Origin of the sequence: Tabrizicola sp. (assembly GCF_016792905.1) — a bacterium.
Taxonomy (GTDB): Bacteria; Pseudomonadota; Alphaproteobacteria; order Rhodobacterales; family Rhodobacteraceae; genus Tabrizicola.
Genome location: NZ_JAEULP010000038.1, coordinates 1 through 24,466, shown reverse-complemented (window position 1 = coordinate 24,466; position 24,466 = coordinate 1). Strand labels below are relative to the sequence as shown.

The 24,466-nt window shown below is 66.4% G+C and carries 29 protein-coding genes; 14 read left to right on the top strand and 15 right to left on the bottom strand.

All coding sequences use genetic code 11. The annotated features are described in order from the left end of the window. Positions 1–39: 39 nt before the first annotated feature. From JNL31_RS08825 to folK, 5 genes are all read right to left on the bottom strand, one after another. Positions 40–792: a pyridoxine 5'-phosphate synthase gene (locus JNL31_RS08825; RefSeq protein ID WP_294972496.1), complete on the bottom strand. Its 753-nt coding sequence runs from the start codon at positions 790–792 to the stop codon at positions 40–42. A gap of 39 nt (positions 793–831) precedes the next feature. Further along, complete coding sequence (locus JNL31_RS08820; protein WP_294972425.1) at positions 832–1,512, bottom strand: DUF2062 domain-containing protein; 681 nt, start codon at positions 1,510–1,512, stop codon at positions 832–834. 67 nt (positions 1,513–1,579) lie between these two features. Next, positions 1,580–3,697, bottom strand: a complete 2,118-nt coding sequence (locus JNL31_RS08815; RefSeq protein WP_294972423.1) for a bifunctional (p)ppGpp synthetase/guanosine-3',5'-bis(diphosphate) 3'-pyrophosphohydrolase — start codon at positions 3,695–3,697, stop codon at positions 1,580–1,582. A gap of 40 nt (positions 3,698–3,737) precedes the next feature. Continuing rightward, the gene (gene rpoZ, locus JNL31_RS08810; protein WP_294972420.1) at positions 3,738–4,091 is read right to left on the bottom strand and encodes a DNA-directed RNA polymerase subunit omega; all 354 of its coding nucleotides are present in this window, start codon (positions 4,089–4,091) and stop codon (positions 3,738–3,740) included. Positions 4,092–4,175: 84 nt separating this feature from the next. After that, positions 4,176–4,748, bottom strand: coding sequence for a 2-amino-4-hydroxy-6-hydroxymethyldihydropteridine diphosphokinase (folK, locus tag JNL31_RS08805; protein WP_294972417.1), 573 nt, complete (start codon positions 4,746–4,748; stop codon positions 4,176–4,178). A 145-nt stretch (positions 4,749–4,893) separates the two neighbouring features. Here folK and JNL31_RS08800 point away from each other — a divergent pair, with 145 nt between their 5' ends. The 8 genes from JNL31_RS08800 to JNL31_RS08765 all read left to right on the top strand — a co-directional run bounded on the left by JNL31_RS08800 (position 4,894) and on the right by JNL31_RS08765 (position 9,791). Next, a complete protein-coding gene (locus tag JNL31_RS08800) occupies positions 4,894–5,469 on the top strand; it encodes an NYN domain-containing protein (protein WP_294972415.1) in 576 nt (191 codons plus the stop codon). 54 nt (positions 5,470–5,523) lie between these two features. Beyond that, the gene (locus JNL31_RS08795) at positions 5,524–5,946 is read left to right on the top strand and encodes a VTT domain-containing protein (RefSeq protein WP_294972413.1); all 423 of its coding nucleotides are present in this window, start codon (positions 5,524–5,526) and stop codon (positions 5,944–5,946) included. A 284-nt stretch (positions 5,947–6,230) separates the two neighbouring features. After that, positions 6,231–7,184 carry a 4-hydroxy-3-methylbut-2-enyl diphosphate reductase gene (ispH, locus tag JNL31_RS08790; RefSeq protein ID WP_294972410.1) on the top strand — a complete coding sequence of 318 codons (954 nt, stop codon included), beginning with the start codon at positions 6,231–6,233 and terminating at the stop codon, positions 7,182–7,184. Beyond that, on the top strand, positions 7,184–7,651 hold the full coding sequence (locus JNL31_RS08785; RefSeq protein ID WP_294972407.1) for a hypothetical protein: 468 nt from the start codon (positions 7,184–7,186) through the stop codon (positions 7,649–7,651). The genes ispH and JNL31_RS08785 overlap by 1 nt, the downstream gene beginning before the upstream one ends. A 37-nt stretch (positions 7,652–7,688) precedes the next feature. After that, positions 7,689–8,150, top strand: coding sequence for a DUF3429 domain-containing protein (locus tag JNL31_RS08780; RefSeq protein WP_294972406.1), 462 nt, complete (start codon positions 7,689–7,691; stop codon positions 8,148–8,150). A gap of 3 nt (positions 8,151–8,153) precedes the next feature. After that, positions 8,154–8,612 carry a ribonuclease HI gene (gene rnhA / locus JNL31_RS08775; protein ID WP_294972403.1) on the top strand — a complete coding sequence of 153 codons (459 nt, stop codon included), beginning with the start codon at positions 8,154–8,156 and terminating at the stop codon, positions 8,610–8,612. Beyond that, the gene (locus JNL31_RS08770; RefSeq protein WP_294972401.1) at positions 8,609–9,253 is read left to right on the top strand and encodes a trimeric intracellular cation channel family protein; all 645 of its coding nucleotides are present in this window, start codon (positions 8,609–8,611) and stop codon (positions 9,251–9,253) included. Before rnhA ends, JNL31_RS08770 begins: the two co-directional genes overlap by 4 nt. 37 nt (positions 9,254–9,290) lie before the next feature. After that, complete coding sequence (locus tag JNL31_RS08765) at positions 9,291–9,791, top strand: transcriptional regulator (RefSeq protein ID WP_294972399.1); 501 nt, start codon at positions 9,291–9,293, stop codon at positions 9,789–9,791. Here JNL31_RS08765 and JNL31_RS08760 read toward each other — a convergent pair. Genes JNL31_RS08760 through def (JNL31_RS08745) form a run of 4 tightly spaced genes read right to left on the bottom strand, consistent with a single transcriptional unit; the run spans position 9,784 to position 11,970 of the window. Further along, the gene (locus tag JNL31_RS08760) at positions 9,784–10,017 is read right to left on the bottom strand and encodes a GlsB/YeaQ/YmgE family stress response membrane protein (protein ID WP_294972397.1); all 234 of its coding nucleotides are present in this window, start codon (positions 10,015–10,017) and stop codon (positions 9,784–9,786) included. The two genes, JNL31_RS08765 and JNL31_RS08760, sit on opposite strands and share 8 nt — an antisense overlap. Before the next feature lie 53 nt (positions 10,018–10,070). Further along, a complete protein-coding gene (fmt, locus tag JNL31_RS08755) occupies positions 10,071–10,961 on the bottom strand; it encodes a methionyl-tRNA formyltransferase (RefSeq protein WP_294972394.1) in 891 nt (296 codons plus the stop codon). After that, positions 10,958–11,461 carry a peptide deformylase gene (gene def, locus JNL31_RS08750; protein WP_294972392.1) on the bottom strand — a complete coding sequence of 168 codons (504 nt, stop codon included), beginning with the start codon at positions 11,459–11,461 and terminating at the stop codon, positions 10,958–10,960. The genes fmt and def (JNL31_RS08750) overlap by 4 nt, the downstream gene beginning before the upstream one ends. Next, the gene (def, locus tag JNL31_RS08745; protein WP_294972389.1) at positions 11,458–11,970 is read right to left on the bottom strand and encodes a peptide deformylase; all 513 of its coding nucleotides are present in this window, start codon (positions 11,968–11,970) and stop codon (positions 11,458–11,460) included. The genes def (JNL31_RS08750) and def (JNL31_RS08745) overlap by 4 nt, the downstream gene beginning before the upstream one ends. A gap of 206 nt (positions 11,971–12,176) precedes the next feature. Between def (JNL31_RS08745) and JNL31_RS08740 the strand changes: the two genes are divergently transcribed. Both JNL31_RS08740 and JNL31_RS08735 read left to right on the top strand, forming a co-directional pair. Then, entirely contained in the window at positions 12,177–13,349 is a 1,173-nt protein-coding gene (locus JNL31_RS08740) for a MalY/PatB family protein (protein WP_294972386.1), read from the top strand. Next, a complete protein-coding gene (locus JNL31_RS08735) occupies positions 13,346–13,885 on the top strand; it encodes a L,D-transpeptidase (protein WP_294972384.1) in 540 nt (179 codons plus the stop codon). The genes JNL31_RS08740 and JNL31_RS08735 overlap by 4 nt, the downstream gene beginning before the upstream one ends. A gap of 72 nt (positions 13,886–13,957) precedes the next feature. Here JNL31_RS08735 and JNL31_RS08730 read toward each other — a convergent pair whose 3' ends face one another. After that, positions 13,958–14,311 (bottom strand): hypothetical protein, encoded by a 354-nt coding sequence (locus tag JNL31_RS08730; RefSeq protein ID WP_294972381.1) that lies wholly within the window; start codon positions 14,309–14,311, stop codon positions 13,958–13,960. 223 nt (positions 14,312–14,534) lie between these two features. On the opposite strand from JNL31_RS08730, the gene cbiB reads away from it, so the two are divergent. From cbiB to JNL31_RS08715, 3 genes are read left to right on the top strand one after another with little or no spacing between them, the layout of a single operon-like run. Next, a complete protein-coding gene (cbiB, locus tag JNL31_RS08725) occupies positions 14,535–15,434 on the top strand; it encodes an adenosylcobinamide-phosphate synthase CbiB (RefSeq protein ID WP_294972378.1) in 900 nt (299 codons plus the stop codon). 25 nt (positions 15,435–15,459) lie between these two features. After that, positions 15,460–16,617, top strand: a complete 1,158-nt coding sequence (locus JNL31_RS08720; protein WP_294972375.1) for a lytic murein transglycosylase — start codon at positions 15,460–15,462, stop codon at positions 16,615–16,617. Then, positions 16,617–17,522, top strand: a complete 906-nt coding sequence (locus tag JNL31_RS08715; protein WP_294972372.1) for a glycosyltransferase family 2 protein — start codon at positions 16,617–16,619, stop codon at positions 17,520–17,522. Before JNL31_RS08720 ends, JNL31_RS08715 begins: the two co-directional genes overlap by 1 nt. A gap of 23 nt (positions 17,523–17,545) precedes the next feature. On the opposite strand, the gene JNL31_RS08710 is transcribed toward JNL31_RS08715, so the two are convergent. Together JNL31_RS08710 and JNL31_RS08705 are read right to left on the bottom strand one after the other, a co-directional pair. Continuing rightward, positions 17,546–17,929, bottom strand: coding sequence for a group II truncated hemoglobin (locus tag JNL31_RS08710; RefSeq protein WP_294972370.1), 384 nt, complete (start codon positions 17,927–17,929; stop codon positions 17,546–17,548). Between the two features lie 11 nt (positions 17,930–17,940). Next, a complete protein-coding gene (locus JNL31_RS08705) occupies positions 17,941–20,310 on the bottom strand; it encodes a DUF1989 domain-containing protein (protein WP_294972368.1) in 2,370 nt (789 codons plus the stop codon). A gap of 126 nt (positions 20,311–20,436) precedes the next feature. On the opposite strand from JNL31_RS08705, the gene JNL31_RS08700 reads away from it, so the two are divergent. Beyond that, complete coding sequence (locus JNL31_RS08700) at positions 20,437–21,294, top strand: DMT family transporter (protein ID WP_294972366.1); 858 nt, start codon at positions 20,437–20,439, stop codon at positions 21,292–21,294. Positions 21,295–21,297: 3 nt separating this feature from the next. Here JNL31_RS08700 and JNL31_RS08695 read toward each other — a convergent pair whose 3' ends face one another. The 3 genes from JNL31_RS08695 to JNL31_RS08685 are packed head-to-tail and all read right to left on the bottom strand — an operon-like array spanning position 21,298 to position 24,341. Continuing rightward, complete coding sequence (locus JNL31_RS08695) at positions 21,298–22,305, bottom strand: GlxA family transcriptional regulator (RefSeq protein WP_294972364.1); 1,008 nt, start codon at positions 22,303–22,305, stop codon at positions 21,298–21,300. Beyond that, positions 22,305–23,369 carry a DUF3445 domain-containing protein gene (locus tag JNL31_RS08690; RefSeq protein ID WP_294972361.1) on the bottom strand — a complete coding sequence of 355 codons (1,065 nt, stop codon included), beginning with the start codon at positions 23,367–23,369 and terminating at the stop codon, positions 22,305–22,307. Before JNL31_RS08690 ends, JNL31_RS08695 begins: the two co-directional genes overlap by 1 nt. A 9-nt stretch (positions 23,370–23,378) precedes the next feature. Further along, entirely contained in the window at positions 23,379–24,341 is a 963-nt protein-coding gene (locus JNL31_RS08685; protein WP_294972358.1) for a PDR/VanB family oxidoreductase, read from the bottom strand. Between the last annotated feature and the right edge of the window lie 125 nt (positions 24,342–24,466).

The window sequence follows — 24,466 nt, the reverse complement described above, 5'->3', positions numbered from 1 at the left end:
TCTGGTCTCGCCCGATTTTCGGCGGGCCTCCGCAGGATCCTAGCGATCACGCGCCAGGTCCATTCGCCGGCGCATTTCCTCGATGGCCGGTTCCAGCCCCCGGAAGATCGCCTCGCCGATCAGGAAATGGCCAATGTTCAATTCGGCCAGTTCCGGGATCGCGGCGATGGGTTCGACATTGTCGTAGGTCAGGCCGTGTCCGGCATGGACCTCCAGCCCAAGGCTTGCGGCCAGTTCCGCCCCGGCTTGCAGGGCAGCCAGCTCGCGCTCGGCAAGCGCGGCGTGACCGTCGGCCAGAAGCTCGGAGTAGAGGCCGGTGTGCAGCTCGACCACCGCTGCCCCGATCTTCGCGCTCGCTTCGATCTGCCGGGGGTCGTGGCTGATGAACATGCTGACCCGGCAGCCAGCCTCGCGCAGGGGGGTGATGTAGTCGGCCAGGCGTTTCTGGTCGGACGCCACGTCCAGCCCGCCCTCGGTCGTCCGCTCCTCGCGCTTTTCCGGCACCAGGCAGATGGCATGCGGCTTGTGGCGCAGGGCGATGGCCTGCATCTCGGCGGTCGCCGCGCATTCGAAGTTCAGCGGCACCGTCAGCGCGGCCATCAGCGCCTCGATGTCGGCGTCGCGGATGTGGCGGCGATCTTCGCGCAGATGCGCGGTGATCCCGTCCGCGCCAGCCGTTTCCGCCAGCAGCGCCGCGCGCAACGGGTCGGGCCAGGCAGAGCCGCGGGCGTTCCGCACCGTCGCCACATGGTCGATGTTGACGCCGAGCCGAAGCTTGCCCGGCCTTTTCAGTGGATGGTTCATTCCGGCCTTCCCGCGTTTTTCGCCAGTCTAGGGCGACCCGAGGCTGTCGTCATCCGAGTCCTCGCCCTTTTCGCCGCGCAGCTTCAGCTTCGCTGCCGCCTCGGCCAGCTTTGCGCGCATCTTCCGGCGGCGTTCCGCCCGCTCATGCGCCGTCGCGGCGCGGGCCTTCTGGTACGCCTCGACCAGCGGGATGGTGATGTAATAGGCCGCAAGGCTGAGGATCAGTCCCGGACCCAGCGCGCCGATGAAATAGGGCACATAGATTTCGTGCCAGAACTGGATCAGCCCGTCCCATTGCGTCTTCTCCGGGCCGAAGATCGCCATGAAGTTGAACCACAGGTCATGGCCCGCCTCGCCGAAGGCATGGCCGATGTACTTGGCATTCAGCGGCGCCTCGATCCCCATGATCCAGTGGCCCAGCGTCATTGCCAGTACGGCGAAGAAGGGCGTCGTCACCGGGTTGGTGTTGAAGGTCGCCAAAAGCGCCGCCAGCACATTGCCCCGCGCCAGCCTTGCCGCGCCCCAGGCTGCAATGAACTGCAACCCTGGCAGCGGCAGGAACCCGATCAGCGAGCCGGCGAAGACCCCCCGCGCGACCCGGTGCGGCTGGTCCGGCAGGCGGCGCATCCGGTAGACCACATAGCGGATCGACCGCTTGAAGCCCGAGCGCGGATAGACCTGCTCGCGCAGCCACGCGCCCCAGCCCAACGGTTCCCTACGTTTGAAGACCACCTCTTCGCCTCTCCGCCCCCGACTGCGCGCCCGTTCTGCTGATCTAGGGCCGCCGTGTCAAATCCCGATGACGCGAGATTTGCGCCACGTCCGTCTCGGCTTCCAGCGCGGTCATGACCATGTGCAGGTGCTCAACGTCGCGAAGGTCCACGTCAATAATGAGGCGATAAAAGTCCGGTTTCCGGTCAGTGAACCGCAGGTCCGAGATATTGGCCTTCTGCTCGCCGATCAAGGTGCAGATGCGGCCCAGGACGCCCGCGTCGTTCGAGATCGTGGTGTCAAGGCTGACCGTGAACACCGGCGAATGCCGCCCCGCTTCCCAGCGCAGGTCGACCCAGCGCGCGGTCTGGTCCTCGAATTCCTCCAGCGCCGGGCAGTCGATGGCATGGACCACCACGCCCTGCCCCCGATAGGTGATCCCCACGATCCGCTCGCCCGGCACCGGCTGGCAGCAGTTCGCCCGCCGGAAGGTCTGGTCGGCGGTCAGGCCGATCACCGGGCGCTTGTGGTCGACCTCGTCGGCCACCGCCTGCGCCAGTTCCGGATACAGGATCTCCACCACCCGCCGCGCCGGCATTTCCGCCGAGCCGAGCCGGGCCAAGAGGTCATTCTCGTCCGCCAGTCCCAGCATCTTCGCCGCCGTTCGAAGCGCCTTGTCGGTGGCCTTCTTGCCGACATGGTCGAACGCCGCCCGCGCCAGTTCCTGCCCCAGCTTGACGAACCGCCCCCGGTCCTCTTCCCGCAATGACCGCCGGATCGCCGCCTTCGCCCGCCCCGTCGTCACGATGTCGATCCAGCTGGATTGAGGCCGCTGCCCTTCCGCCGTGATGATCTCGATCGACTGCCCGTTCTTCAGCCGCGTCCACAAGGGCACCCTGATCCCGTCGATCTTCGCCGACACGCAGGAGTTCCCGATCCGGGTATGGATCGCGTAGGCGAAATCCAAGGGCGTCGCCCCCCGTGGCAGCTGCACCACATCGCCCTTCGGCGTGAAGCAGAACACCTGGTCGGAATACATCTCCAGCTTGACGTGCTCCAGGAACTCGTCGGTATCGCCCTCGTCCAGCCGTTCGGTCAACGTCGCGATCCACTTGGCCGGGTCCACCGCGAAGGGGTTCGCCGCCCGCACGCCCTCACGGTAGGACCAATGCGCCGCCACCCCGGCCTCGGCCACCTCGTGCATCTCGCGCGTGCGGATCTGCACCTCGACCCGCTTGCCATCGCGCCCCGACACCGTGGTGTGGATCGACCGGTAGCCGTTGGTCTTCGGCTGGCTGATATAGTCCTTGAACCGCCCCGGCACTGCCCGCCAGCGCTGGTGGATCACCCCGAGGATACGATAGCAATCCGCCACCGAGCCCGCGATCACCCGGAAGCCGTAGATGTCCGAGAGCCGACTGAACGCCAGGTCCTTCTCCTGCATCTTGCGCCAGATGCTGTAGGGCTTCTTCGCCCGCCCGAACACATCGGCCTCGATCTGCGCCTTCTCCAGCTCGTGCAGGATATCCGCCGTGATCTTGTGGACCACATCGCCCGATTCCTTCTGCAAGGTCAGGAACCGCCGCAGGATCGAATTCCGCGCTTCGGGGTTCAGGACCTTGAAGGACAGGTCTTCCAGCTCCTCGCGCATCCACTGCATCCCCATCCGGCCGGCGAGCGGAGCAAAGATCTCCATCGTCTCGCGCGCCTTCTGGGCCTGCTTTTCCACCTTCATCGACCGGATCGTGCGCATGTTGTGCAGTCGGTCGGCGAGCTTGACCAGGATCACCCGCAGGTCGCGGCTCATCGCCATGAACAGCTTGCGGAAGTTCTCGGCCTGCTGGCTTTCGGTGTTGGACAGCTGCAGGTTGGTCAGCTTGGTCACACCGTCGACCAGTTCCGCCACTTCCTCGCCGAACATCCCCGACAGGTCGGCATAGGTCGACCGGGTGTCCTCGATCGTGTCGTGCAAGAGCGCGGTGACAATCGTCGCGTCGTCCAGCCGCTGCTCGGTCAGGATCGCGGCCACGGCGACCGGATGGGTGAAATATGGCTCGCCCGACTTCCGCATCTGCCCTTCGTGCATCTTCATGCCATAGGCATAAGCCCGACGGATCAGATCGGCATTGCAGCGCGGGTTGTAATTGCGAACCAGGGCGATGAGGTCTTCGACGTCGATCATCGCTGCCTCTCGACCGGGCCCACCACCGGGCTTTCGCCCGTCAGAATTCGCCCTGGGCTTCCATCAGGGCGCGGAGAAGCTTTTCTTCCGACATGTCGTCGACCATCGGACGGTCCATCTCGCCGCCCATCAGAAGCGCCATCTGGTCTTCTTCCGGCTCGTCGACCTCGATCTGGGTCTGGTAGCTTTCGATCATCCGCTCGCGCAGGACTTCGGCCTGCTGCGCCTCGTCGGCGATCTCGCGCAGCGCGACGACGGGGTTCTTGTCGTTGTCGCGGTCCACCGTCGCGGGCGAGCCCGAAGCGATCTCGCGCGCACGATGGGCGGCAAGCATCACCAGCTCGAACCGGTTCGGAACCTTGTCAACGCAATCTTCGACCGTCACACGGGCCATGAGGACACTCCAATCGGCGTGGCTGCTGGAAGTGGCCTATGTATGCCGGCCAGAAACGCTTGACAAGCGGCAAAACAGCCAAAATCACAGGGGTTTCACCGCCTCGCGATCCGCCGAGGGCAGCGCCGCCAGCATCTGCCGCACCGTCAGCCCAAGGCGCGGATGCCGCCAGTCCGGCGCCACATCGGCCAATGGCACCAGCACGAAAGCCCGGTCCTGAAGCCTCGGATGCGGCAGGATCAGCCGGTCCGGAGTGCTCCGCGCCTGCGCCTCGGGCGGCATCAACCGCCAGGCATCCTGCGTCGCCGGGTCGGGCAGGATCGAATCGCCCAGGGCCACCAGGTCGATGTCCAGCGTCCGCATTCCCCAGCGTTGTTCGCGTATCCGACCGAAATGCTCCTCAACCCGATGCAATCGTTGCAGAATTGACGTTGCGTCAACTTCGGGCCCCACCCCAAGCACCGCAGCCGCATTCACATAGTCCGGACCAGCCCCCGCCGGGAAGCAGGGCGTGGCGTAAAGCGCGCTAAATGCCAGAATGGAAAGGCCTTCTTCCGCAAGCGCTTTGGGCGCCCTCGCAATCGTTTGCGCGGGCGATTCGCCCTCGAATGGCAGGTTTGCGCCGAACGCAACCAAGGCTTGCACTGATTTACCCATCAGACAGATTTATTTCCTATACTTCATCTTGTCGGATCAGCCGTTGGACTGGTATTCACCGATCGTTGGCCGACGGATTTCACTACGTGCCGTGCGCAAGACACGAAAGGCGTGGACCGCGCGGCGACATTGAGGGGACCTTTGAATGTTTTACAAGGACGAACGGCTTGCGCTGTTCATTGATGGCTCGAACCTTTATGCGGCCGCCAAGGCGCTCGGGTTCGACATCGACTACAAGCTTCTCCGGATGGAGTTCATGCGTCGGGGAAAGCTTCTGCGCGCCTTCTACTATACGGCGCTCTTGGAGAATGACGACTACTCGCCGATCCGGCCGCTGGTCGACTGGCTGCACTACAACGGCTTCACCATGCGCACGAAGCCCGCAAAGGAATACACCGACAGCCAGGGACGGCGGAAGGTGAAAGGCAACATGGACATCGAGCTCACAGTCGATGCCATGGAGCTTGCCCAGCGGGTCGATCATATCGTGCTCTTCTCGGGTGATGGCGACTTCCGGCCGCTGGTCGAAAGCCTGCAGCGCCAGGGCGTCCGCGTCTCGGTCGTGTCGACGATCCGCAGCCAGCCGCCGATGATCGCGGACGAACTGCGTCGCCAGGCCGACAACTTCATCGAGCTGGACGAATTGCGCGAAGTCATCGGCCGCCCGCCGCGCGAACCGCGTCCCGTGGTCGCCGAGGAGATCGCGGTCGAGGCGAAGTGAGCCTTTGGCCGTTTGCGACCGGGCTATGGGGATCCCGGTTGTGACTGCCTCGACATGATCGCGCTGTCCGGCCTGTTCCTCGCCGCATTCCTTGCGGCGACGCCGGTGCCATTTCAATCCGAACCCGTCTTCCTGGGCTTTCAGGCTGCGGGCTGGGGCACAAGCCTTCTGGTGCTGGTCGCCTCCATCGGCAACACGCTCGGCTCCTGCGTGACCTATGCGCTTGGCCGCTGGCTGGCGGACCAGCGCGACCATCGCTGGTTCCCGCTTTCCCCCGCGCAGATGAGCCGCGCGGAAGGCTGGTTCGCCCGCTGGGGCCTGTGGCTCCTCCTCCTGTCCTGGGCACCCTTCGGCGACACCATCGTCGCCGTCTCCGGGGTGCTGCGCGTGCCTTTTCCGCTCTTCCTCCTGCTCGTCGCCCTTGCCAAGACCGGGCGCTACATCGCCCTCGCCGCCGCCGCAGCCTCGGCCCTGTAGGGCGGGTGCCAACCCACCACCCCGCCGACCTGCCAACCGCAACACGGTGGGTTTCACCCATCCAACGCCGACCACTTCCCGCACGGCTGACCCGGACAAGTTGCCTGTGGCCGGGTTCGTAGGGTGGGTGCCAACCCACCACCACTTCTTTCCAAATCCTTAACGTCCGCGACCAACTCCTTGATATCGCTTGCGACGATTTTCTGTCCACCGTGGACATCCCCCCGCACTGGACGTCCCGCCCCGCAGGCCCTAAGTCTGGGCTCAACCTTTCCGGAACGCCGATGCCCGACCTCCCCCCCCTCACCCTCTACCTCGCCGCCCCCCGCGGCTTCTGTGCCGGGGTCGACCGCGCCATCAAGATCGTCGAGATGGCCCTCACGAAATGGGGCGCCCCGGTCTACGTCCGGCACGAGATCGTCCACAACAAATACGTCGTCGACGCCCTCCGCGCGAAAGGGGCCGTCTTCGTCGAGGAGCTGGAAGACTGCCCCTCCGACCGCCCCGTCGTCTTCTCCGCCCACGGCGTCCCGAAATCCGTCCCCGCCGAGGCCGCCGCGCGCCAGATGATCGCCGTCGATGCCACCTGCCCCCTCGTCACCAAGGTCCACAACGAGGCCGCCCGCCACCACGAGGCCGGCACCCAGATGATCTACATCGGCCACGCCGGCCATGCCGAGACGGTGGGCACCATGGGCCAGCTTCCCGCGGGCGAGGTCCTGCTGGTGGAAACCGTCGCCGATGTGGCGACCCTGCAAGTCCGCGACCCCGCGAAGCTTGCCTTCATCACCCAGACCACCCTGTCCGTCGACGACACCGCCGACATCGCCGCCGCACTCAAGGCCCGCTTCCCGCTGATCCACGCCCCCGCCCACGACGACATCTGCTACGCCACCACCAACCGGCAGGCGGCCGTCAAGGCGATGGCCCCGAAGATCGGCGCCCTTCTGGTGATCGGCGCCCCAAACTCCTCGAACTCCAAGCGCCTGGTCGAGGTCGGCGCCGCGGCGGGCTGCCCCTATTCCATGCTGATCCAGCGCGCCGCCGACATCGACTGGCGCGCGTTGGACGGGGTCCGTGCCATCGGGTTGACCGCAGGGGCATCGGCCCCCGAGGTGCTGGTCAACGAGGTGATCGACGCCTTCCGCGCCCGCCATGCCGTCACGGTCGAGCTGGTCGAAACCGCCGTCGAGGACATCGAGTTCAAGGTCCCCCGCATCCTGAGAGAGCCCGCCTGATGCTGAAGCCCCTCGCCCTCTTCCTGCTGACCGCAACCGCCGTCTTCGCCCAGGATGCCCCGGTCCTTGCCGAATACTGGACCGATTCCGGCAGCCTGCCCCCGGAGTATGCCTGGGAGACCACGGTCACGATCCTCGATGACGGCGCGCTCACGCTCAAGCATTGCAAGGGCTACGAAACCGAAGGCCCCGCCTGCAAGACCCGCCGCGCAACAGTGCCCGAGGATGCGCTGGCGGCGATCCGCACTGCGGCGGCGGAAAGTGGCCTTGCCAACAAACCGGCGCGCGAAGCCGAGTTTCCGATGGTCGGCGGCGGGCTGACCGGCGGGCTGGTCTATGTCGACGGCCAGAAGGTCAAGCTCCTGTCGCAGCCCGCCGAGGCCGATGTGCAGCGGGTGGGCAAGGTGCTGGCCGCCATCGCCGCCGCCATCCCGCCCCGCTTCGACCGATTCATCGACCCGGACTGATCTGGCCATGCGCGCGCCGTCACGCTAGACCAACGCCATGACCGACGACGCCCGAATTCCCCGCCCCGCCCTTGTCCTCGGCCTTGCCGGGCTGGTTCCCTTCCTCTGGTCCGCCGCGACCCACCTGTCGCCCACGCTCTCAGCCTGGGCCGCGCAGGGACTGTCGCCGATGTTCCTTGGTGCCTATGTCGGGCTGACCTGGGGCACGGTGATCCTCGCCTTCATGTCCGGCGCGCTTTGGGGCTTCGCGACCAAGGCCGAAGGCCGCGAGGCCACGATCGCCTACACCCTGTCCGCCATCCCCGCGCTCTGGGGCTTCGTCATGGTGTCCGACGCCTCCGACACCTCCGCCATCTTCCTTGCAGCGGGGTTTGTGGGCCTCCTCCTCCTCGACGCGATGTTCGTAGCCTGGGGTCTTGCCCCGCGCTGGTGGCTGCGCTTCAGGATCATGCTGACCGTGGTCGTCCTGGCCTGCCTCGCCATCCCGTTGCAGGCCTGACCGATGCCCGAGCTTTTCGCCTATACCGACGGCGCCTGCTCCGGGAATCCCGGGCCCGGCGGCTGGGGCGTCCTGATGATCGCCCGCGAAAATGGCACCGTGGTCAAGGAACGCGAGTTGCAGGGTGGCGAGGCCCTGACCACCAACAACCGGATGGAACTTCTGGCCGCGATCTCGGCGCTGGAGGCGCTGACCCGACCGTCGGAGCTGACCATCGTCACCGACTCGGCCTATGTGAAGAACGGCGTGACCGAATGGATCCACGCCTGGAAACGGAAGAACTGGCGCACCGCCGGGGGTAGCCCGGTGAAGAATGTCGAGCTGTGGCAAAGGCTTGAGGCCGCCGCCGCCCGGCATCAGGTGACATGGCGCTGGATCAAGGGCCATGCAGGCCATGCGGAGAACGAGCGCGCCGACGCCCTTGCGCGGGCCGGAATGGCGCCGTTCAAGGCCCCGGCATGACGGGCTTCACCCTTCAGGACGGGCTCGACTATGCCTCGGTGCTGGTCTTCGCCCTGACCGGGGCGCTTGCCGCCAGCCGCTCGCAGCTTGACATCGTCGGTTTCATCTTCATCGCCTGCCTGACGGCCGTGGGCGGCGGCACGCTGCGCGACGCGATCCTGAACCGCGAGGTCTTCTGGGTTGCCGATCCCATGGTCCTTGGCGTCGCCACCCTCGCCGCCGTGCTGGTCTTCTTCACCGCGCATCTCCTGGAAAGCCGCTACCGGGCGCTTCTCTGGTTCGACGCCTTCGCCCTTGCCGTCGCCGTCCCTGCCGGGGTCGCGGTGGCGCTGGCAGATGGGCAGGGCTGGCCCATCGTGCTGGTCATGGGGATGATCACCGGCTGCATGGGCGGCCTCCTGCGCGACGTCGTCTGCAACGAGGTGCCGCTGGTCCTGAAGCAAGGCGAGCTGTATGCAACCTGCGCGCTGGCCGGATCGCTCGGCGCGGTCCTCGGCGGGCTGGCGAGCCTCGGTCAGGGCCTCTCGCTCCTGATCTGCGCCGCGCTGGTCTTCACGCTCCGCGCGGGCAGCATTGCGCTTGGCTGGCGGCTGCCGGTCTACAAGTCGCAACCCCCAAGCCCCGGGGCGCCGAAGCGATAGCTTGCAAGCCGAACGATCATTCGTCTAGCATCGTGCCATGCCCCGCAGCCGCATCATCGCCGACGCCCAGGTCTTCGCCGCGATCCACCGCCTTCTGGAGGAGGGCGGCGACAAGGCGGTATCCTTCGGCAGCGTGTCCACCGCCACCGGGCTTGCTCCGCCCACCCTGGTCCAGCGCTACGGCAACCGCGAGGGCATGGTCCGCGCCGCCCGTCACGCCGCCTGGGACGCGCTGGAGGGCCGCACGGGCGAGGCCATCGCAAATACCGCCGACAAGGGGCCGCAGGGGCTGTTGAAGGCCATCGGCCCGGTCGACCCCGCCGCCCTTGCCGCCGATCTGCGCGACCCGGACCTCGCCACGCGCGCCGCAGCCTGGCGCAAGGGGGTGGAAACCGCGCTGGCCCTGCGGCTCGGCTCGGGCGCCAAGGCCAGGGAAGGCGCGGCGCTTCTCTTCGCGGCATGGCAGGGCCAGGCGCTCTGGTCCGGGGCCGGAGACTCGGCCTTCCGCCTCAAGGACGCTGTGAAGCGGCTTACCTGACCAGCGACTTCCAGGCCCAGATCAGGATCAGCGCCCCCAGAAGCGCGCCGACGAAACCCGCGCCGATCCCGGCCAGCATGACCAGTCCACGCAGGACCAGCGTCCCGATCAGCGCGCCCAGCACGCCAAGGGCAATGGTCGATGGCGTGTCCATATCGACCTTCAGGATGCGCGTGGCCAGAAAGCCCACGGCAACCCCGACAACCAGCAGTGCGATCAGCGGCATGGCGTCCCTCCCCATCCCTGTCTGCGGCATATGGGGACCCGCAAGGGGCTGCGCTATAGGACTTCCGGCAAAATCAGACCGCGAAGGATTTCGGATGCGGGCATGGGCTTCTTGCCCTCGCGCTGTGCTTCGGTGATCTCCACCGCACCGGTGCCACAGGCAATGGTGAAGCCTCTAAGTACCTGCCCAGGCCTACCCCGCCCTTCGGCCAGCCGTGAGCGCAACAACTTCACCCGCTCACCGTTGACCTCGACCCAGGCACCAGGAAACGGCGACAGCCCGCGGATCAACCGATCAACCTCGACCGCCGGGCGGGACCAGTCGACCCGCGCCTCGGCCTTGTCGATCTTCGCGGCATAGGTCGCGCCCTCGGCCGGTTGCGGCGTCGCGGGCAGCGGCAGCTGCGCGAGTGTCTCGCCGATCAGTCGCGCCCCCAGCGCGCTCAGCCGGTCGTGCAGCTCCGCCGTCGTCTCCTCGGCCCCGATCTGCACCGCCTCGCGCAAGAGGACCGGGCCGGTGTCCAGCCCCGCCTCCATCTGCATGATGCAGACCCCGGTTTCCCGGTCCCCCGCCATGATCGCCCGGTGGATCGGCGCCGCCCCGCGCCAGCGCGGCAGCAGCGAGGCGTGGATGTTCAGGCAACCAAGGCGCGGAGCATCCAGCACCGATTGCGGCAGGATCAGCCCGTAAGCGACCACCACCGCCACATCGGCATTCAGCGCGGCGAAGTCGGCCACCGCTGCATCGCTGCGCAACGAAACCGGATGCCGGATCGGCAGACCCAACGCCTCGGCCCGGGCCTGTACCGGGCTTGGCCGGTCAGCCTTGCCCCGGCCTGCCGGGCGCGGCGGCTGGCAGTAGACCGCGACGATTTCATGTGCCCCATGCAGCGCCTCCAGCACCGGGACCGAGAACTCGGGCGTTCCCATGAAAATGATTTTCATCCGCGCCGCCCCAGCTTGCCCGCCCTGGCGATCAGCATCTTGCGCTTCAGGGGCGAGAGGTGATCGAAGTACATCTTGCCTGCCAGATGGTCGATCTGGTGCTGCACCGATGTCGCCCAGAGCCCGACGAAATCCCGCTCCTCGACCGCGCCCTCGGCATTCAGAAAGCGCACCGTCACCGCCCGCGGCCGCTGGATCACCGCCGAGACGCCCGGCAGGTTGGGGCTTGCCTCTTCATGCTCGCGCAACTGGACGCTGGCATGCAGGACCTCGGGGTTCGCCATCCGCACCGCCTGCCCCCGCGCCTCTGAACAATCGACCACCGCCAGCCGCAGGGGCACCCCGATCTGCACCGCGGCGAGGCCATAGCCCGGCATCGCGTCCATCGTGTCGATCATGTCGGCCCACAGGCTGCGCACCTCGTCGGTGATCGCCGCGACGTCACCCGCCGGTGTCCGCAGAACGGCATGCGGCCAGGGCAGGCAGCGCCGGACTGTCACGCCCGCGCCCGTTCCCGCTTCAGCTTTTCCATCTTCCGGGTGATCATCTGCCGCTTCAGCGGGCCCAGATAGTCGATGAACAGCTTGCCATCCAGATGGTCGATCTCATGCTGCACGCAGGTCGCCCAAAGGCCCGCGAACTGCCGCTCCTGCACTTGCCCGTCCAGCCCCAGCCAGCGCACCTGCACCTCGGCCGGGCGCTTCACCTCGGCATACTGGTCCGGGATCGAGAGGCAGCCTTCCTCGTAGGTCGACAGGTCTTCCGAGGACCAGATCACCTCGGGATTGACCAGCGCCATCGGCTCGGGGTCGCCCTCCTTGATGCAGTCCATCACGATGACCCGCTTCGTCACGCCCACCTGCGGCGCGGCCAGCCCGATGCCCGGCGCGTCATACATCGTTTCCAGCATGTCGGCGGCAAGGCGCTGGATCTCGGGCGTTATTTCCGCCACGGGGTCACAGAGCTTCTTGAGGCGCGGGTCAGGATGGATCAGGATGGGGCGGATCATGTGCGGGATGTAAAAGCGCTGGCCTGACAAGGCAAGAGCCACGCGTTGATCCGACGGGACCGCGCCGGACCTATGGCGACAGGAATGATGTTCTGGAATTGTATTAAACTTCGGATCACTGTTCCATATTTGGAGATAAAATAGGGATGACTTCCTCATTCACATCGAATATCCGGATGAAAATCCCCAACGACAGGCCCGATGACATGAGCTTCGATACCCCGATCTCCCGCGCCGGGTCCCATTGCGCCAAATGGGACATGCTGGAACCGCTTTACGGCCTCACCCCCGACGATGGCCTTGCCATGTGGGTCGCCGACATGGAGTTCAAGCCGCCGCAATCCGTGCAGGCCGCACTTCAGAAGATGCTCGACCATGGCGTCTACGGCTATTTCGGCGATGACAGCAAATACCTCGACGCGATCCGCTGGTGGATGGCCAACCGCCATGGCTGGGAAGTCGCGCCCGAGTGGGTCTTCACCACCCACGGCCTCGTCAACGGCACCGCGCTTTGCGTCCACAGCTTCACCCAACCGGGCGACGCGGTGGTCCTGATGACCCCGGTCTACCACGCCTTCGCCCGCGTCATCAAAGCCGCCGGGCGCGAGGTGCTGGAATGCCCGCTCACCATGGTCGACGGCACCGCCCGCATGGACTTCGCCGCCTGGGAGAAGCTTTTGACCGGGCGCGAGAAGATGCTGATCCTCTGCTCGCCGCACAATCCCGGCGGGCGGGTCTGGACGGTGGACGAGCTGCGCCAGGTCGCCGACTTCTGCGTGAAGCACGACCTGATCCTCGTCTCCGACGAAATCCACCACGACCTGGTCTATCCCGGCCAGAAGCACACCGTCATGGCCAAGGCCGCGCCTCAGATCGCCGACCGGCTGGTGATGATGACCGCCACCACCAAGACCTTCAACATCGCGGGCGCCCATATCGGCAACGTGATCATCGCCGACCCCGCCCTGCGCAAGACCTTCGCGAACACGATCAACGCGCTCGGCATCTCGCCCAACTCCTTCGGCATGCACATGGCCACCGCCGCCTACAGCCCGGAAGGCGCCGCCTGGGTTGATGCGCTGATGCGCTACCTCGATGGCAACCGGAAGCTCTTCGACGAGGGCGTCAACCGCATCCCGGGCCTGCGCTCGACCCCGTTGGAAGCGACCTACCTCGCCTGGGTCGATTTCTCCGCCACCGGCATGGCCCCGCAGGAGTTCATCGACCGGGTGCAGAAGGTCGCCCGGATTGCCACCAACCACGGCGCGAGCTTCGGGACCGGCGGGGAAAGCTACCTGCGCTTCAACCTCGCCTGCCCGCGCGCCCAGGTGGTCGAGGCGGTGGCCCGGCTGGAAAGGGCCTTCTCCGACCTGCAATGATCCGGTTCCTGCGGCTTCTGGTCTATCTCTGCCTGCTGGTGGGCTTCGGCTTCATCGCCGCCTCGCTCTACAGCCCGCCGGTGCCAGTTCCGACCCCGCCGCCACCGCCCCTGACCGGGTCGGTGGACCGGATCGTGATCGAAAAGGCCGCGCGGCGCATGCAGCTATTCCAGGACGGCAAGCCGGTGCGGACCTATGCGATCGCCCTCGGCTTCACGCCCGAGGGCGACAAGCTGCGCCAGGGCGACGGCAAGACGCCCGAGGGCACCTTCACCATCGACCGCCGGAACGCTGAAAGCGCATTTCATCTGTCGATCGGGCTGGATTACCCCCGTCCGGAAGACATCGCGCAGGCAGCAAAAGTCGGCTATTCCCCCGGCGGCGACATCTTCATCCACGGCCAGCCGAACGCCCTGCCGACCGGGCTGAAGATCAAGGGCGACTGGACCGCAGGGTGCATCGCCGTCACCAACGCCGAGATCGAGGAAATCTGGGCCGTCACCCCCATCGGGACCAAGGTGGAAGTCCTGCCCTGAGCGGAATTTTCGAAAGTTCCGGACCGGAGCCTTCAAAGGCTCCGTCCCGATTTCTTCGAAGAAATCGGCACCTCAAGCCTTCGGCAGATAGCCCACCGGCGCATTCTCGTCGCGCCAGAAGTCCAGCGGCGCGCGGTCCGACACCGCCGTCGCCCGCTTGAAGTCGCAGACCAGTTCGCCATTTTCGATGCTCGACGCCATGATCAGGCATTGGAACACATGGCGCGATCCGTCATAGACATCGACCAGCCCGCGCAGCTTGCCCGGCGAAAAGTCGGCATCCAGCGCAAAGCCGTTGTCCCAGAAGCGCAGCACCGGATAGACCGCGTCGCCGACCTGCACCCGCAGCCGCGACTTGCGCTTCTGGTCACGTTTGCGCGCGGCCTCCAGCCCCTCGCGCACATAGTTCGGCAGAAACTCAAGCATGGCAGCCTCGACCCTTCTCCCAACTGAAATTCTGAAGCGGACCTGCAAAAAATCAAGCTGCCACAAGGGTATTACGCGAATGTAAACTCTGCATGGCGCCAGGGACACAATATTGCGCAACCCCTGGTTGATCGCCCGGCGCCGGACCGATGCTGCGCAGCGAAATCGCCGCAACTCCCCGGAAGCGCTTGCGAATCACCGAAGCCCCGCCGATAGCCGGATCATGATCCTGATCGCCGCCCTCCTCCTTGACGCCGCCTTCGGCGAGCCCCGCTGGCTCTGGGACCGCATGCCCCATCCCGCCGTACTGATGGGCCGCCTCGTGGGCTGGTGCGACGTCCGCTTCAACCGGGATGGAGAGTTGAAACTGAAGGGCACGCTGGTCGCGGCGGGCCTCCTCCTCACCGGCCTCGCGCTGGGCTGGGCAATCCACTTCCTCCCCGACTTCGGCATCCTCGAAGCCCTGGCCGTCGCCATCCTCATCGCGCAGAAAAGCCTGGTCGACCATGTCCGCGCCGTCGCCAGCGCGCTCCGCCGCTCCGTCCCCGAGGGGCGGCAGGCCGTGGCGATGATCGTCGGCAGGGATACCGCCAGCATGACCGGCCCCGATATCGCCCGCGGTGCCATCGAAAGCGCGGCCGAGAACCTCTCCGATGGCGTCGTCGCCCCGGTGTTCTGGTATCTGGTCGCGGGCCTGCCGGGCATCCTCGCCTACAAGCTGGTCAACACCGCCGACAGCATGATCGGCCACCTGACCCCCCGCTATCGCGATTTCGGCTGGGCCTCTGCCCGGCTCGACGATCTTCTGAACCTGATCCCCGCCCGGCTGACCGCACTCCTGATCGCGTTGACCCATGGCTGGGTCGACCCGAAACCTGTCCTCCGCGATGCGCCAAAGCACCGCAGCCCCAACGCCGGTTGGCCGGAATCGGCGCTGGCCCCTGTCCTGAACGTCGCCCTCTGCGGCCCGCGCAGCTACAACGGGGTCCGCAAGGACTACCCCTGGGTCTGGCCGGAAGGCCGCCGCGACGCCGGAGCCGATGACATCGACGCCGCCGCCGATGCGCTCTGGCGGGTCTGGGCCGCCCTCCTTGCGGTTGCCGTTCTGGTGGCGCTGACCTAACGTCGCCGAGATACTCGGAGACCTCATGCGCGCTGCCTTTCTTGCCCTCGCCCTCGCCACCCCCGCCGCAGCCGCCCCCTGTGGCGGCGATTTCGGTGACTTCCTGATGGCGATGGAGGGCGAGGCCATCGCCGCAGGCGTCCCCGCCGACAAGGCGACCGCCTTCTTCAAGGGTGCGCGGCAGGACCCGAAGGTCCTGAAAGCCGACCGCGCGCAGGGCGTCTTCCGCAAGACCTTCCTCGACTTCTCGCAATCGCTGATCTCGAAGCAGCGCCTCTCCACTGCCCGGTCGAAGTCCGAGGCGCTGGACGACATCTTCACCCGCGCCGAAGCCGAATACGGTGTCTCGCGCGGCATCCTCCTCGCCTTCTGGGCCTTCGAGACCGACTTCGGCCAGGTCCAGGGAGACTTCAACACCCGCAACGCGCTTCTCACCCTCGCGCACGACTGCCGTCGCCCGGAAATCTTCCAGCCCCAGGTCCTGGCCGCGGCCCAGCTTTTCGCGCTGGACGACTTCGCACTCGACACCACCGGCGCCTGGGCCGGGGAGATCGGCATGGTGCAGATGCTGCCGAAGGACATTCTGGAACGCGGGCAGGATGGCGACGGCGACGGGCTGATCCTGCTGAAAACCTCGCAGGCCGACGCGATCCTCTCCGGCGCGAAGATGCTGCAACACCACGGCTGGCGCGCGGGCGAACCCTGGCTCGCCGAAGTCGCCCTTCCCGACAGCTTTGACTGGGCGCTGACCGGACTTGATACCGAGAAGCCGACCGAGGACTGGACGGCGCTCGGCGTTACCCCCCGGAACGGTCCCCTCGCCCCCGGCCTTGGCGCCTCGATCCTCTTGCCACAGGGCCGCAAGGGTCCAGCCTTCCTCGTCTACCCGAACTACCGCGTGCTCTTCGAATGGAACCAGAGCTTCGTCTACGTCACCACCGCCGCCTATTTCGGCACCCGTATCGAAGGGGCGCAGCCCTATGCCGCTGGCAGCCCCGACCCGGCTCTCGCGGTCGACCAGATGACCGCGCTGCAGGAAAAGCTTGCCGCGCATGGCCATGACGTCGGCAAGATTGACGGCATCCTTGGCGCGGGCACCCGGACGGCGGTTCAGAAGGAGCAGATCCGCCTCGGCCTGCCCGCCGACGGCTGGCCGACGCGCGGGCTTCTGGACGCGCTCTGATGGCGACGTGGAGCCTTGTCGCCACCGTCAAGGCCCCCGAGGAGAAGGTCCTTGCCTTCGCCGCCTATCACCTGTCGCTGGGGGCCGACCACCTCTGGCTCTACCTCGACGACCCGGAACAGCCCGTTCCCGCGCTCCTTGCGTCTCACCCCCGCGTCACCGTGACCCTCTGCGACGAGGCGCACTGGGCCCGCGTCGGGAAGAAGCGCCCCCCCGCCCACCAGAACCGCCAGGCTCAGAACGCGCGCTATGCTTACCGGGAACTCGTTACCTCGGACTGGATCGTGCACATCGACGTGGACGAATTCCTCCTGACCCCGCGCCCCATCGCCGCCATCCTGGACGACACGCCGCCCGAAACCATCGTCATGAAGCTGGAACCCTTCGAGGCGATGCACGATCCGCTTCTGCCCGACGACATCTTCACCTCCCGCGAATTCCGCGGCGCCCTCCGGCACGAATTCTGGCCCCGCCGCCGCGCCGCGCTTGGCCCCTACCGCAAGGTGATCCGCGACGGGATGTTGTCGCACAGCGTCGGCAAGGTGGTCTACCGCACGCGCATCCCCGGCCTTCTGCCGCGCCTGCATACGGTCATGATCGACAAGGTGTTCGTCAAGACGCCCGACTGGCATCCCGAGCTGAAGCTCCTGCACTTCCACGCGCAGGACAAACCCGCCTGGCTGGCCGCCGTCCCGTTCCGGATGACCAAGGGCGCCTACCAGTTCCGCCCGGAATTGCAGGCCTTCCTCGCCGAAGCCACGCCGGACGAGATCGACAAGTTCTACCGCCGCACCCAAATCCTGCCTGTCGACTTGCGGGGCGAGCTGGTGAAGGACGGCCGGGTGATCCTCGCCGAGCTCGGATTGCGTGCGAAAGTGCAGGCGCTGCGCGACGGAACGCTCTGAGCGGGTTTCAGTCTGAGCGGGTTTCAGTCGACGTTCACCAGCATCAGCGCCGCGCGGCGGAAGGTCGCCATGATCTCGCCCCGCTCCTTCTCGCCGACCTTGGTCTCCACCATCGCCCGGTCCATCACCGCCAGCCAGTCCTCGGCATCCTGCCGCCGGATTTCCACATGCGCATGGATTTCCCGCAGGTTCATGTGCCCGTGCAGTTCATGGTAATAGCGCCGCCCGCCGAAGAAGCCGCAGAGGAAGTTGAACTGCTCGGGCCTCACATGGGAAAGCCCGTGCCCGCGCTGGTGCATCGCCATGATCGTCGCCCCCTGCGGCAGGGTCTCGATCAGGTCATAGAAGTGGTTCACCAGCAGGCTGACCTGCGCTTCCCCGCCGATCCGGTCGATCATCGGTTCCATCGTCCCCTCCCTCAGCTCTGCGGACGGGTCTTCTTCGGGTCGTAGTGCGACAAGGGCACGATCACTGCCGGCAGCCGCTTCTGCTGGCCGTCCAGCTTGCCCACCTCCAGCGTGGTTCCCACTTCGGAATGCGCCACGTCCACCCGAGCCAGCGCGATGTTCTTGCCAAGGATCGGCGAGCGGACCGAGGACGTCACCTCCCCCACCTGCGCCCGGCCGACATGCAGGCAATCGCCATGTCCGACGTCGACCGCCGCGTCGATGTCCAGCCCGACGAACTTCCGCGAGGGATGCTCCTTCCGCCGGATCAGCGCCTCGCGACCGATGAAATCGTCGGTCTTCGACTTCAACGGCACCGTGAAGCCGATCCCCGCCTCGAACGGGTCCGTCTGGTCGCTGAAGTCATAGCCCGCGAAGATCAGCCCCGCCTCGATCCGCACCATGTCCAGCGCCGCCAGCCCCATCGGCCTCAGCCCCAGGCCGCCGCCATTCTCCCAGACCGCATCGTAGACCGCCGAGCCGTCCTTCGGGTGGCAGAACACCTCATAGCCCAATTCGCCCGTATAGCCGGTCCGCGACACCACCACCGGCGCCCCGTTCGGCCCGCCCAGACGGCCCACCGTAAGGCGGAACCAGCCCAGTTCCTCGATCGTCGACTGGTGCGGCGCGGTCCAGATCATCCGCTTCATGATCTCGCGGCTGTTCGGCCCCTGGACGGCCAGGTTGTGCAGCTGGTCGGTCGAGGATCGGACCATCGCCTTCAGCCCCAGCTTTTTCGCCTGCTCGCGCAGCCAGACACCGGAATACTCATCCCCGCCGATCCAGCGGAACTGATCCTTGCCCAGCCGGAACACCGTGCCGTCGTCGAGCATCCCGCCATGCTCATAGCACATCGCGGTATAGACGACCTGGCCCTGGCTCAGCTTCTTCATGTCGCGGGTGACGCACCACTGCATCAGCGCTTCCGCATCCGGCCCCGTCACCTCGAACTTGCGCAGCGGCGACAGGTCCATGACAACCGCCGCCTGACGGCAGGCCCAGTATTCCTCGATCGGGCCGTTCGACGAATAGGCCTGCGGCAGCCAGTAGCCCTTGTATTCCACCACATTGCGCGTCCGGGCCGAGATGCGGTCATGAAACGCGGTTTCCTTGGTCATCTTCGGCTCCGAGGCAGGGGTGGTTCGATGGGCGATGGCCCGGCTGAATTTTTCCGCCCCGGAATAGGTGCGGACGTGGATGTCAGACAGATACCAGCCGTTCGCGGGTGAGGTGTCGTCCGGGCAGGCGGAATTCACGCAGACGATGTCGGTCAGCGCGCGGAACAGCACATAGTCGCCCGGGCGGCTCCAGGGTTCATCGCTGGTCAGCACGCCATGCGCGTCGATCGCGGTGTTGAAGAACAGGTTCACCGCCATCCAGCCGGGACGCGGGTCCACCCCATGCTGCGCCAGCGCCTTGTTGAAGTTGTCCGAGCAGTTGACATGGCCGGGATAACCGATGTCGTCATAATATTTCGACGCGCAGGCCATGGCGAAGGCGTCATGCCGTCCGACCGTATCCTGCACCACCTCGACCAGCGGCACCCAGTCCTGATCGAAGTACTTCGAATGCAGGCCGGGGTTGGAATAGGCATGCCCCATCAGCGTGCGCGAGGTTGTCACGTCCAGCGCGTGCTGGATGCCCTTGTCCAGCTTGCGCGCATCGAAGCACTGGAAATCGGTGCATTGCCGTCCGTCGACGTCGAGGATCTGGATATAGTCGCCCGCCTTGACGAAATAGCTCTCCGCCGTGGCCGACTTGACCCGCAGGTCCAGGATCGGATCGGCCAGCGGATCGGGCAGGTCATGTTGCCCCACCAGCCGCGGTTTCGCACGGTTCACCAGAACCGTGATCGGCGTCGCCGTGTCCTGTGCTTCCGGGGCCATCGGCAGGCCCGGCGCGGCGACAACCAGCCAGCCATCGTCCAGCGCTGTCAGCTCAGCCCTGGTCCCGGCAGGGGTTTCCGGCCCGAACAGCCGCAGCGCCCCCGCCTTGGCCAAATCGATCTTCCGCGCCACCAGCCCCTTGCGCAGCCGCGTCAGGCTGGCCTCGCCCTGGGCCAGCATCGCCTTCAGCCCCTCGGCGCCCGAGTTGCCAGCCTGCCCCAGAATCGCGGCGTCGATCCGGCCCTCCTTCGCCGCCGCCACCAGCTCCACCGGCTGGCCGCCCTCGTCATTGACCAGCACCAGCCGGTCGCCCACCATCAGCTGCAACAGCACCGCGCCACCGCCGGGCACCACATGCCGCTCCTGCCCCTGATGGCGGGAAAAGCCTTGTGGCGTCAGGATCCGGCTGGGCCGGGGCGGACCGGGATTGACCGAGGGATAGATCGTGTCGAGCATGGCGTCCCCGCAATTCGGACCGGGCTGTTTGGCCGGGTCAGTTTAATGAGGATAAAACTTGTTCATCCAGAAGAATAGCGTCAGGGTCAGCCCGACACAAGCACAAGGACAGGGGAAAGCGACGAAATGCTTGCTCTCGGCTTCGGCCTGACCGCCGCCCTGATCTGGGCGGTGCATGACCTTTTGGCCCGCAAGGTGACGCAAGGCGCGGCGCTGTTGCCGATCCTGTTCACCGTGCTTGGTGCGGGCTGCGTCGTCCTGTTTCCCGCCGCGATGGTCGCCGGTGACTGGTCTGTGATGACCGGCTGGTCCTGGGCCGTGGCCGCCGCTTCCGGCATTGCCTATGCCATCGCGGGCGGCAGCCTTTACAAGGCGTTCAGCGTCGCGCCGGTGCGTCTGGTCTCGCCGGTGATCGGCGCCTATCCGATGCTGTCGCTGGCCATCGCGGTGGCGCAGGGCCGCGCCGTGACCGGGGCGGACTGGCTGGCCGTTTCCGCCATCGTCGCCGGGATCGCCATCGTCGCCCTCGCCTCGCGCGAGGATGCACCCGAAGGCTACGCCGCCCCGCCCGCCGTGGCGCTGGGATGGGCGGCCCTGTCGGCTGTGGGGTTCGCCACGACCTTTGCAATGGGGCAAGAGGCGACGCGGCACGGCTCGGATCTGCCCGTCTCGCTGATCGGCCGGATGGTCGCGCTGGTCGCAATCATCGGCCTGGCAACACTGCGCAGGGCAAGCCTCGCCCCGCCCCGGGGACAGGTCTGGCTCCTGTGCCTCATGGGCCTGATGGACGCCGTGGCGCTTGGCGTAGTGACGGCTTCCGGCAGCCTGCCGCAGGCCGAATACGCCTCGGTCACGGCGTCGCTTTTCGGGGTGCTGACCGTCCTCCTCGCCGCCTGGTTCCTGCGCGAAGCAGTCCGTCCCGTGCAGTGGCTCGGCATCGCCGCCGTCTTCGGCGGGATCGCTGCGCTTGGGCTATGGGGCTGACGCCTACTCCGCCGCCTCGACCCTCGGCGGCGCCGCGCGCCGCATCGATTGCGTCAGCCGCCGCTCATCGCGCGGGGAAACGCCGAAGAACTCGGTATAGTGCCGGATCATCGGGCTTGACGTCATGTAGCCGACCGAAGCCGCGATCTCGCGGAAGCTGTCGTTCGAATACAGCACCCGCTGCCGCGCCTTCATCAGGCGCAAGTGGTGATAATAGCGCAAGGGACTCTGCCCGGTTTCCCGCTTGAACATGCGCTCGAAATGGCGGCCCGACAGGCCGACGGCCGTCGCCACGTCGGGGATGCGCAGCGGGTCCTCGACATGGGTCTCGAACAGCCGGATCGCCTCGCGGATCGCGACCGGCAGGCTGTCGGTGGTCCCCCCAGCCCGCGCGACCGGCACCTTCTGGCTGGCATCGGCATCGCGCACGAAAGGGTGCTGGAACCAGCAGGCGACCTCGGTCATGCAGTCGCGCCCCAAGCGTTCCTCGATCAACCGCAGCATCAGGTCGAACACCGCCCCGGCGCCCGAGGCCGTGATCCGCCGCCCCTCGCGCAGGATCGTCACCTCCCGCGCCTCGACGCCCGGGAAGTCGGCCTTGAACGCCGCCTCATAGCACCAGTGCACCGAACAGGGTCGCCCCTCCAGAAGCCCCGCGCGGGCGAGCGGGAAGATCCCGCCCGAGAAGGCGCCCAGCGTCACCCCGGTCCGGTCCAGCCAGCGCAGCCTTGCGGGCGAGCGACGGGGGTCGGCGAACTCGGCGGTGGGGGGCGACAGGAGGTACAACTGGTCCAGCCCCTCAAGCTCCTGCAGGGTCGCGTCCGGCTCGAATCCGATCTCCGCCGACGATCGCACCGGGGCCGCCGTTTCCGCCACCAGCGTCCAGACGAACTCGCGCCGCCCGGTGATCTCGTTCGCCGCGCGCAGGGGTTCGATGGCCGAGGTCAGGCAGGCCATCGGGAACCCGGGGAACATCAGGAACCCAAGCCGAAGGGGCCCGACGACGGTCATCAATCCTCCGGCCACCAGCCGGGCGACGTCGGTGCCCCGTCGTCATGCTTCGACAGCCACTCCACCATCGCCGGGCGGTTGCGGATGAAGCCCTTGTAGGTCGCCAGTTCCTCCGGCAGGTCGCGGACCACCCGGTGCAGGCGACGCGCCCATTTCGGCACAGTGACGATTTCGTCGAAGCTGGCGAGGTAACAGCGGATGTCGAAGGCGATGGCGTTCGACCGAGGCAGACGGTAAAGCGACTGCAACTCCACCCGCAGATGCTGCTTCGCCCCCAGGTTCTCCGGCGTCAGGCTGGCCTTCATCGGCCCCCATTTCGGATAGGTCTCCGGCGCGGTGTCCAGCAGCGGGTTCACCGTCATCGTCCAGTTGAACCGCCGCACCGGGGCGCCGTGCTGCAATTTCAGCAGGAACTTCAGCGCCCGATCGAAGACACCCTTTTCATGCGCCAGCGGCACCGGGGCGTGCCATTCATGGAAATTCATCCCCACATCAAAATCCACCGACCAGTCCGCCTGGCTGGTCGCAATCCCGGCGTCCATCCACAACGTGTTGTCGCGTTCGTCCTGAAGCGTCCAGTCGCCCTGCGTCTGCCGCATGATGTATTCGAACGGCGGATAGGGCAGCGTGCTCTCGTCCAGGAATGTGAACGACTGTTCAATCCCCAGCGGGCGGTTCACCCAATGCCAGCGGTTGCCCTCCTTGGTCAGCGAAAACCACTGCGGATAGTCCCGCGCCTTCGCCTCCATGACCAGTTCCAGCACGTCCCAGCCGGCCAGCGTCATGTGCGGCAAGGACTGGCAGCGCAGCGGGTCGTCGGCCAGAACCTTGCCCCGGTCGATCATCTCGGCGACGTAGTGTTCGTCCACGTCCAGCAGATGCTCGAAGACCGAACCCGGACGCCCCGGCACATGCGGCTCCATGTTGACCGAATACATGTAGTCGTCGCGGTCGAACGGGAACGGGAACCGGCGCGGGTTCGAGTTTCGATAGGTGAAGTCACCCCGGAACGTCTCGTCGCGGAAGAAATCGTTGAAGGCACCCGTCTTGAAATCAAGGCTCATCGTCGTCTCCTATCGGTCGATGACAAGGGTCTTGCCCTCGAAGCGGCTGACACAGGGCATGATCTTCTGGCCCGAAGCCTGCTCGTCCGGCGTCAGCCAGTGGTCACGGTGCAGGATGGTGCCGTCGCATTTGTGAACGGCCGTTTCGCATTGCCCGCAGGCCCCGCCCCGACAAAGGTAGGGGGCATCGACACCAGCGGCCTCCATCGCCTCCAACAGGCTTTGCGTCGGCCCCACGGTGATGGTCTTGCCGCTGGTCGCCAGTTCCACGGTAAAGGGCAACCCGGTCCCCGGCGCGATGAATTCCTCGGAATGCAGCGCCTGTTTCGGCCAGCCCATCGCTTCCGCCGTCGACAGCACCCAGCCGATCATCCCCTTCGGCCCGCAGACATAAAGGTGCGTGCCAATCGGCTGATTTTCCAGCACCTTCTTCAGATCGATCATCTGCTTCTGGTCGTCGAAGTAGCAATGCACCCGGTCGGGATGAGCCGCTGTCAGCCGGTCCATATAGGCACCCAGCGGCTTCGAGCGCGCCGAATAGTGCAGCTCGAACTTGCCGCCGAAATGCGCAAGCTGCCCGATCTGCGCCAGGAACGGCGTGATCCCGATGCCGCCCGCGATCATCAGGTGTTTCTTCGCCCGGTTGTCCAGCGGAAACAGGTTCACCGGGTAGGACAGCGTCAGCTCCATGCCCGGCGTCACATGCCGGTGCATGAACAGCGACCCGCCGCGGCCCACATCGTCACGCCGCACGGAGATCTCGTAGCCAGTCCGATCCTCGGGGTCCGACATAAGCGAATAGGGGTTCAGCCTGCGGGTGCCATGGTCATCCATCTCGACCACGGTATGTGCCCCGCCGGAAAAGGCCGGCAGGTCCGATCCGTCGCGCGCCACGAAGCGGAAGCGCTTGATCAGCTCGTTGACCTCGACAACCTCGGCCACCCGGACCTGGAGTTTCGCACCGCCGCTCATTTGAACCTCACCACGCTTTCCGGCACCAGTCCGGGGTCTTCCGCGTCGATATTCACCCCCTGGAAGGCCGCGAGTCGCCGGGAATAGTGGTCACGGACGAACAGGCTCAACCCGCAATGGCTGCA